The sequence below is a fragment of the Paenibacillus sp. E194 genome (genome assembly GCF_000935845.1).
In the GTDB taxonomy this organism is placed as follows: domain Bacteria; phylum Bacillota; class Bacilli; order Paenibacillales; family Paenibacillaceae; genus Paenibacillus_B; species Paenibacillus_B alvei_B.
The window spans coordinates 1-7,755 of record NZ_JMDX01000252.1 but is presented as its reverse complement, the minus strand read 5'-3'; the positions used below and the strand labels follow the sequence as shown (position 1 = coordinate 7,755).

The following is a 7,755-nucleotide window of genomic DNA, read 5'->3' as shown; positions in this document are numbered from 1 at the left end:
ACAATTCATGTCGGTATTGGCCGACACGATTATGAAGTTGGATCAAATAGGGAGCTAGAGAAAGAAGGGGCGTAACATGAACTGTTCGCGGGATCTGGTCATCATCGGCGGGGAATAACGGGTTTGTCCGCTGCCTACTACGCGGCAAAGAAGGCGGAAGAGAACGGACGAGCACTGAATATAACTATCATTGAGCAAGCAACACGGCTTGGAGGCAAGATCGAGACCTTGCGCAAGGATGGATGTGTTATCGAGAAGGGACCGGATTCCTTTCTCGCCCGTAAGATGCCGATGATCGATTTAGCACGCGATCTCGGACTGGAGACGGAGCTTGTAGCTACGAATCCACATGCCAAGAAGACATACATTGTAAGGCGGGGGGTTATGCATCGCATGCCGCCAGGCCTTATACTCGGAATTCCTACTGAGCTTACTCCATTTGCGAAGACAGGCCTTATTTCTGTCATGGGCAAACTGCGAGCATTAATGGATTTGTTCAAGAAGCCGCGTATGTCGACTGAGGATGAGTCGCTAGGCTCATTCTTGGAGCGGCGATTAGGTCATGAAGTGATGGAGCACATTGCGGAGCCGCTGCTTGCCGGCATCTATGCAGGGGATATGAGCAAGTTGAGCTTGCAGCAGACGTTCCCGCAATTTGCCGAAGTAGAACGGAAGTATGGGAGTCTTATAAAGGGGATGATGGCAAGCCGCAAGGCTGGACAGAATCTTCCTGGATTGCCGGATGTGGCAAGAGGCTCCACCTTCTTAACGTTCCGCAGCGGGCTAACTTCACTTGTTGAACGCTTGGAGGATGTGCTTCAAGAATTGAAGGTGAATGTTCAATTGGGCGTGAGCGCTGACCGATTCGAGAAAATGGAAGATGGCCGCTATCGCATCCACCTTCATGATGGGAGCCAGCTAGAGACGTCCTCAATCGTGGTGACAACACCATCGTACCATGCTTCCACCTTCTTAGAGGGACATGTGGATACATCTGCACTGCGGGCGATTGAACATGTATCGGTTGCCAATGTTGTCAGTGTATTCGAACGCAGTGTGGTGACGAAGCCGCTGGATGGAACTGGCTTCCTCATTTCACGGAAAGAGAAGCGAGCCATAACGGCTTGCACGTGGACATCGATCAAGTGGCCCCATACTTCAAGAGGGGATAAGCTTATCGTTCGATGCTACATTGGGCGATCGGGAGATGAGGAGCGTGTCGACTGGCCGGATGAAGCGCTGAAGCGCACGGTTCGCAAGGAATTGCGAGACCTTATGGGAATTACATCCGAGCCGGAGTTCGTGGAGATTACGAGACTGAAGCACTCGATGCCGCAATACCCGGTAGGACATGTGCAGGCGATTCAGAAGCTGCGCGCGTCAGTTGGCACTCAACTGCCAGGTGTATTACTTGCGGGTCAACCCTATGAAGGGGTTGGCATGCCAGACTGTATTCACAGCGGGCGAATGGCGGGTGAACAGTCCGTTGCAATCTTAGCTGAGGCTGCTTCAGAGAACGGCATGCCGACAGCATGTGCGAGCAGCATGGCCTGAACGCTTGCAGAAGCTTGCAGTTCCTGACATACTGCCATGATAAAATGAGTGCGATATCGTTCGTATATAAATAGATCGTGATAATCAGGAGGTCGTGTATGAACACGGCCTCTTTTTTGTATTGTTCATGCGGTGCAAATTGGTGTAAAAAGATAGATGTCTGCCCATACAGGCTGACTAACATCTGCTGGAACTGGCACTGGTTGGACATAGAATGCAGTTCATTCGTCCTCGTTTGGGTATAGGCAGAGTAGAGGGAGTTGAAATGCTTCTTTGCCGAGGCTATCATACCCTTGTTATAATGGAATTAGCATGTATTGGATCTAACCATACAAAAAATGAACCATACGAAGGAGGGCTTATGGAGCTATCAAGAACGGAACGTCACAAGCAGCAGCGAGAGCAGCGTCAGAACAGGAAGCGGAAAGCTGTATGGGGATACAGTGTTCTAGGTATCATCATCATTGCAGCGGCGCTGTTTGCATGGCAGGGGAAGTTGTTCGATTTGGGTGGAACGGAAGCGCAGGATGGAATAACAGCTCCTGTCGGAGATAAGTCAGGGACAGGCGGACAAGATCAGACCGCAGAAGGTGCGGATGACTCGAAGGATTCTAAGGACGCCAATGCGGATGATGAAACAGCAGTGCCGGATGATAAGAAGGAGGCGACAGTTCGTCTAGCCTTCGTAGGTGACATGATGATGTCAGGTCGCGTTGAGGATGTTGTGAAGGATAAAGGGTATGACTTCCCTTATTATTATGCGAAGTCACTGCTGCAGGATGCGGATCTTGCGATTGGAAATTTGGAGACGCCGCTCACGACTGGTGGTTCTCCAGCAGATAACAAACTGTTTGTATACAAATCGTCTCCGAAGATGGCACAGGCAATGGCTGAGGCGGGAATCGATATTGTCAATTTGGCCAATAATCATTCGATGGATCAAGGTGAAGAAGGGCTGCTTGATACCTTTAAAGCATTGAAATCTGCTAACATTGCTTACATAGGAGCTGGAAGCAATTCCAAAGAAGCCTATACGCCGCATATCGTAGAGCGCAATGGCATTACATTGGCATTCTTGGGACTTAGTCGAGTCATACCGGACGATACCTGGTATGCATGGAAGAACAAGCCTGGAGTAGCGACAACCTATGAAGGGACGAAGGAGCGGGCGGCAGAAGCAATCAAGTCCGCCAAGAAGGAAGCGGATATTGTTGTCGTGATTGCGCATTGGGGAGAAGAACGGACGGACGAGCCGAATGCGAAGCAGAAGGAGCTGGCGAAGCTGTTCGTGGATTCCGGAGCAGACCTCATCGTTGGCGGCCATCCCCATGTCGTGCAGGGCTTCGAGCAGCAAAAAAACAGCTGGATTGCATACTCAATGGGCAACTTTATTTTTACGCAAGCAGAAAACCCAAAAACCTGGGAAACGATGGCGCTTCAAGCGGAATGCAAGAAGGATGGGAAGTGCGAGCTTAAGATGACCCCGTTCTTTACAAACGTAGGGCAAGCTATTCCACTCGAAGGTGAACGAGGGCAGAAGCTAATGAAGCGGGTGCAGGAAATATCCCCGGGCGTCCAGATCGATCAGGGCGGGAACATTCGGAAGAAATCATAGCTTATACTTATCATAATGAATGGCATATGAAGTGGGGGAGAAACGGATGAACATGAATTCAGTAAAGTCGCAATTTACAGGAGAGATAGATCCTTCTAATATTCGTAATGTGTATTGCATTGGCCGTAATTACCGCATGCATGCTGCCGAGCTTGGCAACGAGGTTCCGCATGAGCCAATGGTATTTATGAAGCCATCTCATGCGGTTCATTGCGTAGCAGAGGGGACACTTCTGCCCCTTCCGCTGCATCTGGGAGCCGTTCACCATGAGGTAGAGCTTGTCCTGCATATCGGAACAACCGTGCAGCCAGGCATGACTGCAGATGAGGCAGTTGACGGCTATGCGCTGGGCATTGATTTTACGCTGCGTGATGTTCAGGATGTGTTGAAGCGCAAGGGTCATCCGTGGATGGCGGCGAAGGGGGTGCTGCATTCTGCCCCGATTACACACTTCCTTTTGTATCCAGGAACTGAGGCATTGCTCGATTCGCCATTCAGCCTTCTACGCAATGGCGAGGCCGTTCAATCCGGTACAGCACGGGACATGCTGTTCTCTATCGATGTGCTTATCAACTACATTGCCGAGCATTATGGGCTTGGTGCAGGCGACATCATCTTCACAGGCACACCAGCCGGTGTAGGACCGATAGAAGAGCATGATGAATTGGTGCTTAAGCTTGGTGAAGAATCGGTTGGCAGCTGTCGCATTACAGCCAAGCCTCCTGTTGAGCGGTGATGGTATGGTAGAACGTAAGGAGGGCTACAATGCTCCATCGTTGGATTGAACTCGGGCTTAGCATCAATCCGTGGTTGATCGGATTTATCGGCAGCGCTGCTGTAGCAGGAGCAGCCCTGTGGAAGCGTTCGCTAACACGATCCGGGGCTGCGGCAGCAGTGATCATGGGTACGATCTATTATAGCTGCGGTGATCTTGTCTGGTTTGGCTTGCTGCTTACTTTCTTCATATCATCGACCTTCTGGTCGAAATGGAAGAAGCGGAAGAAGGCTCATCTGGATCAGATTTATGAGAAGACAGGCGAGCGTGATGCTGGACAAGTATTCGCGAATGGTGGAATTGGGATGCTGCTATGCATCGTCAATTTCATTTGGCCGAGTCCCTATTGGCTGTGGCTGTTCATTGGGGTAATGGCGACCGTGAATGCAGATACATGGGCAACCGAGATTGGCAGCCTGAGCCGTCAATTACCACGCTCACTGTTAAGTGGCAAGCAAGTCGAAGCGGGTACATCAGGGGCGATATCACTCCTCGGAACCCTGGCGTCGGTTGCAGGCGCGTTTACGATTGGAATGGCGGCAATGTGCTTGATGATCCTGCAGCATGCAATCATAGGCCAAGAGCCTGTTGAAGGATTGAATTGGACCTTATTCCTGATTGTCATTGTCGCAGCATCATTTGGCGGTACTGCAGGCGCATTAGTCGATTCACTGCTCGGGGCAACTATCCAAGCAGGATATCAATGTAGTACTTGTGGGGTATCGACTGAGCGGCTTATGCACTGCGGTGCAGCAACCAAGCACATTCGCGGCCTATCCTGGTTAAATAATGATAACGTGAACTTGCTTGCTTCTTGTACCGGCGGGCTGATGTCTATTGTTGTTATTCTGCTGTTATAGGCGAAAAGAGTTGATCAATTGTCATGCAATTGAAATCGACAACATTCCTGTCTCATGTTATAGTCGAAGCAGAATGTAAGTAACCATGGCAGCAGCGTACAAGGAGGTGAACCGAGTGAGTTATGGACAGGGTGACAAGCTGCAGTTAATTATGGACGCGGCTTATGAACTCTTCGGTTCGAATGGTTTTTATGAAACGAAAATGTCGGATATAGCTGACAAGGCAGGCATTGCCAAAGGAACGCTATATTTATATTTCGAGAGCAAAGAGCAGCTGTTTACCTTAATGATGATGCAAGGCTTTGAGCAATTTCTGCAAGAGTTGGATCAGGGGCTTCTTGAGCGGGACTCCTTGGAGGGAAGTCTAGGTTTCGTTGCCGAGCATCATTTGGAATATTATTATAATCGCAGGGAGTATACGAAGTTGTTCTTCAAGGCGCCAAATAAGGATCCGGAAATGATGGAGGCGCTGTGCAACTTCATGAAGAGTTATGTACAGCGAATCGCAAGCTCGATGGAGGATTTCAATTTGCCAGATCCTCTCCTTCATGCCAAATCATTTATCGGTATGCTCGATATGCTCAAGATGGATATTTTATTTAATCCGACCTTCTCTAACCATGATTTGCGGCAGCGGATTCAGTTCGCATCTGAGTTGTTTGTGAATGGCTGTAAGCAGGGCATACCGCTCTAGCAGCTTCATACCTAATCGCGTGCAAGGGGGGAACCGAAGGTTCTCCTCTTTCGATGATGGGAGCGAAGATAGGCAGATTGATGATCTGCACTAAGTACTGTTGACAGCTATTTGCAATCTGGATAGATAGAATGTGTCTATGGGTTAGGATAAAAGGTTATAAGGGGATGAAGTAAAGCGAGCCTAGTTCGCTTGCAGCTTCACCTTCGTTATAGATGGCCGACGCTTGATTGGAGGAACGGAATTTATGCATGTAATGACGATTGAACAACTAAGTAAAAGTTACGGGGACAAAACTTTATTTAAAGACGTATCATTCGGAATCGAAGAAGGGGACCGATTCGGAATTGTTGGGGTAAATGGGACGGGTAAATCCACATTCCTTCGTACGATTATGGGATTAGAGCCCATCGAGGAAGGCAAGATCATGGTTGGTAGCCGCGTTCGGGTTCAATTTGTGCCACAGGAGCCGGAATATGATCCTAACGCAACTATATTGGATCAGGTGATGGGCGGGGATGCCCCAGAAATGGTTGCAATCCGGACGTATACCGCGTGCTTGGAAGCGGCATCCTCCCAGCCGAATGATGAGCAAGTACAGCAGCGCTTGGTGCGCGCGAGTGACGACATGGATCGCCTCCAGGCATGGCAGCTTGAGAGCGATGCGAAGACGATCCTGTCCCGTCTGGGAATTCAGCGCTTCGATGCCCGAATGGGCGATCTCTCAGGTGGTCAGCGTAAGCGTGTGGCACTTGCGTCAGCACTTATTCATCCTTCGGATCTTTTGATGCTGGACGAACCTACGAACCATATTGATAATGAGACCGTAGCGTGGTTGGAAACATTGCTTCAGAAGCGCAGCGGTGCATTGATTATGATTACGCATGATCGCTACTTCCTCGATCGCGTCGCGAATCGCATGATCGAATTAGATCAAGGACGTGCGTATTTCTATGAAGCGAATTATACGCGTTTCCTTGAATTGAAGGCAGATCGTGAGGCGCGTGAAGCAGCCTCGGAGGATAAGCGTCAGAATTTGCTCCGTAATGAGCTGGCATGGATTCGGCGCGGGGCACAGGCTCGGTCGACGAAGCAGAAGGCGAGAATTCAGCGCTTCGAGGAATTACAGGCCGATAACCCTGCTGCGAAGAACGGTCAAGTGGAGATATCTGCGATGTCTGCACGGCTAGGGAGGAAGATCATGGAGATTGAGTCTCTGGGATGTTCGATTGATGGACGGGAGCTGTTCAAGGATCTCAGCTACATCGCAGTTCCAGAGGATCGCATTGGTATCATAGGGCCAAATGGAAGCGGCAAGTCGACATTGCTTCGTGTCATTGCAGGCATGCGCGAACCGCAGCAAGGGACAATTGTGCTCGGCCCTACGGTTCGGATTGGATTCTTTACACAAGAACATGAAGAGATGGATGAATCCCTTCGTGTCATCGAATATATACGTGAGGGAGCAGAGACCGTGCAAACCGCCGAGGGGTATACCGTAACGGCTGCACAAATGCTCGAACGGTTCATGTTCAGTCCTACGATGCAATGGACATTGATTGGCAAGCTGTCCGGTGGTGAGAAGCGACGCCTTCAACTGCTTCGTATCTTGATGGAAGCGCCGAATGTGCTGCTCCTTGACGAGCCTACGAATGATTTGGATGTACAGACACTTGCTGTTCTGGAGCAGTACTTGGATGATTTCCCTGGGGTTGTTATTACGGTATCTCATGATCGTTACTTCTTAGATCGAGTGGCAGAACGTATTTGGTCGTTTGAGAACGGTCATGTCTCCCAGCATGTTGGCAATTACTCCGAATATATGGAATGGAGAGCTAAGCATGCACAAGCGGCGAATACAGAAGGCGGCATGTCCTCAGTGAAGACAGCAACTGCTGCAGAGCCAGCGGGCCGATCGGAGCGCAAGCCTAAGCTCAAGATGTCATACAAGGAAGAGCGGGAGTATGAACAGATTGAGGAACGAATCATGGAAGCGGAAAGCAATATTGAACGTATTCAGCAAGATATGGAACAAGCGTTCAATGATTCGGTACGCTTGCAGGAGCTGATGAAGGAAGATGCGGAGGCTCAGAAGCTCTTGGAGCATTTAATGGAGCGATGGACCTATTTAAGCGAGCTAGCGGAGCAAATCGAGGCCGAGAAGTCGAAATAATGCTGCTGGTTCGAGTGAACTTGAATACATCATAGTTCATCGATGAATACAGCGATTGAACAACTACGATGGGAATATCAGCGG

General features: G+C 49.7%; 5 protein-coding genes and 1 pseudogene. All 6 read left to right on the top strand.

Features of this window, described 5'->3' with window-relative positions; genetic code table 11:
* The first annotated feature begins 76 nt into the window (after window positions 1-76).
* The 6 genes and pseudogenes from hemG to AZ66_RS24155 all read left to right on the top strand — a co-directional run bounded on the left by hemG (window position 77) and on the right by AZ66_RS24155 (window position 7,671).
* Window positions 77-1,554: pseudogene (hemG, locus tag AZ66_RS24180) on the top strand (protoporphyrinogen oxidase).
* A gap of 361 nt (window positions 1,555-1,915) precedes the next feature.
* Entirely contained in the window at window positions 1,916-3,169 is a 1,254-nt protein-coding gene (locus AZ66_RS24175; protein WP_044357204.1) for a CapA family protein, read from the top strand.
* A 46-nt stretch (window positions 3,170-3,215) separates the two neighbouring features.
* Entirely contained in the window at window positions 3,216-3,905 is a 690-nt protein-coding gene (locus AZ66_RS24170) for a fumarylacetoacetate hydrolase family protein (RefSeq protein ID WP_331436936.1), read from the top strand.
* 29 nt (window positions 3,906-3,934) lie between these two features.
* Window positions 3,935-4,804 carry a DUF92 domain-containing protein gene (locus tag AZ66_RS24165; RefSeq protein WP_021260135.1) on the top strand — a complete coding sequence of 290 codons (870 nt, stop codon included), beginning with the start codon at window positions 3,935-3,937 and terminating at the stop codon, window positions 4,802-4,804.
* Window positions 4,805-4,919: 115 nt separating this feature from the next.
* On the top strand, window positions 4,920-5,498 hold the full coding sequence (locus tag AZ66_RS24160; protein WP_052648827.1) for a TetR/AcrR family transcriptional regulator: 579 nt from the start codon (window positions 4,920-4,922) through the stop codon (window positions 5,496-5,498).
* Window positions 5,499-5,745: 247 nt separating this feature from the next.
* Window positions 5,746-7,671, top strand: a complete 1,926-nt coding sequence (locus AZ66_RS24155) for an ABC-F family ATP-binding cassette domain-containing protein (protein WP_044357202.1) — start codon at window positions 5,746-5,748, stop codon at window positions 7,669-7,671.
* Window positions 7,672-7,755 lie beyond the last annotated feature (84 nt).

Excerpts from the sequence above, each read along its gene's own strand:
- AZ66_RS24155 (WP_044357202.1), top strand. The coding sequence starts at position 5,746 with ATGCATGTAATGACGATTGAACAACTAAGTAAAAGTTACGGGGACAAA.
- AZ66_RS24175 (WP_044357204.1), top strand. The coding sequence starts at position 1,916 with ATGGAGCTATCAAGAACGGAACGTCACAAGCAGCAGCGAGAGCAGCGT.
- AZ66_RS24165 (WP_021260135.1), top strand. The coding sequence starts at position 3,935 with ATGCTCCATCGTTGGATTGAACTCGGGCTTAGCATCAATCCGTGGTTG.
- AZ66_RS24170 (WP_331436936.1), top strand. The coding sequence starts at position 3,216 with ATGAACATGAATTCAGTAAAGTCGCAATTTACAGGAGAGATAGATCCT.